Raw genomic sequence first — 2364 nt, 5'->3', positions numbered from 1 at the left:
ACCCTGCCCCGCGAAACGGATAAGCCCGGCGTCGACTGGTATCGAACTCGCTTCCACCTGGATATTCCCGCGGGCCAGGACGTGCCCATCGCCTTGCGCATCCACGACATCGCGCCGCATCACTATCGCGCGATCATCTTCATCAACGGCTGGCAGATGGGACGTTACATCAGCGACGTCGGTCCGCAGACCGACTTCGAGTTGCCGGCAGGGCTGCTGAACACGAACGGAGACAACACCGTCGCCATCGCTTCGTGGAGTACGGCACAGGACGGTGGATTGGGCGAGGTATCGCTGGTGATGCAGGGCAACTACCGAAGTGCACTGGACCCGAAGCCGGTCGCGGCGCCGGACTATCAGCAAGTGACGAAGGCACAGAAGGCCTCGCTCAAGCCCGGCGCGACGAACTGACCCGATCGCGCGGGATCAGGCTCCCAGCCATGCCTCGAGGACGACGKCATGGTTGATCGCGGGATCGTGTGCCCCGTAGACCAGCGTCACCTTGCGCTTCTTCACCAGCGCGCGCAGTTCCGCCACCGCCGGATTGTGCTCGAGCTCGTGCCGGTACTTTTCGGCAAAGGCGTCGAAACGGTCTTCGCGATGATCGAACCAGGTTCGCAACGTCGGCGTCGGCGCGATCTCCTTGAGCCAGAGGTCGACAGCCGCCTTCTCCTTGGTCAGGCCACGGGGCCAGAGCCGGTCGACCAGCACGCGCATGCCATCACGAGGCGATGGCTCTTCGTACACGCGCTTGACGGATAAGTTGGGCATGGCATCGACTCCATGGGAGTGAACCCATTATGGCGCTGGCGACGTTGATTAACGCGGGGAAGTAACCCGGCTCATATAACGGCTGCCAAGCCACGCTGCGCAGAGCGGAAACAGCAGGTAGCGGGACGTCATCGACAGGATCTGAGAAATCAGGCCGTAGGAACCATTGATCGCATCACCGCTGAAGAAGGAGAAGTACCAGAAGGCGGTAAAGGCGATGAAGAGGATGCCATTGGGCAGCGACCCGGCGGTGATCGTCTCGTAGACATGCGCCAGCATCCGCGTCAGGAAGTGCCATGTCACCCAGGCAGACACCGCCATGACGAAGGGAAACAGCAGCCATGTCGAGATGCCAAGGCCTTTCGCGGCGAGTGCAATGTCCGCGTGCGTGGTCAGCGCCCGGAGGGGCACATAGCTCCAGACATTCGCAGCACACATGAGCGACAGCCAGTAGAGGAACATCACCACGTACCGTCTGGACCTGATCCAGCATGTCGTCGTGAGTGCGTAGATGAGGAAGTAGAGCAGACCGTTCCCAACGAAGGGGCCTGCGAGCGCAATGACCGCTGCACTCGGGCCGTGCCCGCTCGCGAAGATCGGGTCATAGCTCACGTTGTCCGAAACGTCGCCAAGCAAGATGACGTTAGAGACAGTCGCGGCGCCATAGTCGACGTCGAATGGTTTCGCTATCCAGCCCAGCGACCAGGCAGTCAACGTGTGTGCGTATTCATGCGTGAGGTAGGCCACCGCATGAGCGACAAGCGCGAAAAGCGTCGTGACCAGGGCGAAGATGATGCTCTTGCGCCCAAGCCGGGTCGCATCCGAACTCAAGTCTTGATCCACGGCAACGCCTTCTGACGATGGGATGATCCAACAGGGGCCAACATGGCTGGCCTCGGCGGATCATCCCACACTCATCATGCCTCGGACGTCACCGCCACATGCGCCTCGGAACGATCCCGCATACTGACGAAGATCATCGCCGCCGCCACGAGTAACACCGCACCGGCGCCGACGAACACGCCCGATGCACCGGCCCGATCGAACACCAGGCCGCCCGCTGCTGCGCCCAGCGTGATGGCGAACTGCACCGCCGCCACGATCAGGCCGCCACCGCTTTCGGCTTCATCGGGAACGGTCTTCGTGATCCATGTCGTCCACGCCACCGGCACGGCGCCGAAGGCCATGCCCCACAGCGCGACGAGTAGCGCGTCAGCCATCGGGGCGCGACCCAGGGCCACCAGCGCCAGGGCGATCGCACCCATCGCCAGGGGCATCAGCAAGAGGGTCATGCGAAGGCTGCGCTCGAGGACGAAGCCCGCGAGCGACGTACCGATGAAATTGGCGACGCCGAAGCCGAGCAGGATCACCGACAGCCCGTTCACGCCCACGCCCGTCACGACTTCGAGAAAGGGCCGCAAATACGTGAAGAACGCGAAATGCCCGGTGAACACCAGGAGCACCGAGATCATGCCCGCACGCATGACGGGACGCTTCATGACTTCAACCAGCGTACCCATCCGCGCCGAACCGGTAGGCGCCATCTTCGGCAACACGACAAGCTGCCAGAAAAAGGCGAGTACACCGATGACC

General features: G+C 62.5%; 4 protein-coding genes. 1 reads left to right on the top strand and 3 read right to left on the bottom strand.

The genetic code is table 11. The features are described 5' to 3' along the window. Positions 1–411 (top strand): beta galactosidase jelly roll domain-containing protein (locus AC1DT2_RS20850; protein WP_477298460.1); only part of this gene is annotated, 411 nt, incomplete at its 5' end. A 15-nt stretch (positions 412–426) separates the two neighbouring features. Here AC1DT2_RS20850 and AC1DT2_RS20845 read toward each other — a convergent pair. From AC1DT2_RS20845 to AC1DT2_RS20835, 3 genes are all read right to left on the bottom strand, one after another. Further along, entirely contained in the window at positions 427–771 is a 345-nt protein-coding gene (locus AC1DT2_RS20845) for a DUF488 domain-containing protein (protein WP_477298458.1), read from the bottom strand. Between the two features lie 48 nt (positions 772–819). Beyond that, positions 820–1614, bottom strand: coding sequence for a hypothetical protein (locus tag AC1DT2_RS20840; RefSeq protein ID WP_477298457.1), 795 nt, complete (start codon positions 1612–1614; stop codon positions 820–822). Between the two features lie 74 nt (positions 1615–1688). Then, on the bottom strand, positions 1689–2364 hold a 676-nt coding region (locus tag AC1DT2_RS20835), incomplete at its 5' end, for an MFS transporter (RefSeq protein WP_477298456.1).

The sequence above is a fragment of the Luteibacter sp. P4_E6 genome (assembly GCF_056401535.1).
Note: the sequence above shows the minus strand (reverse complement) of the source record. Positions and strands in the feature narration are given on the sequence as shown.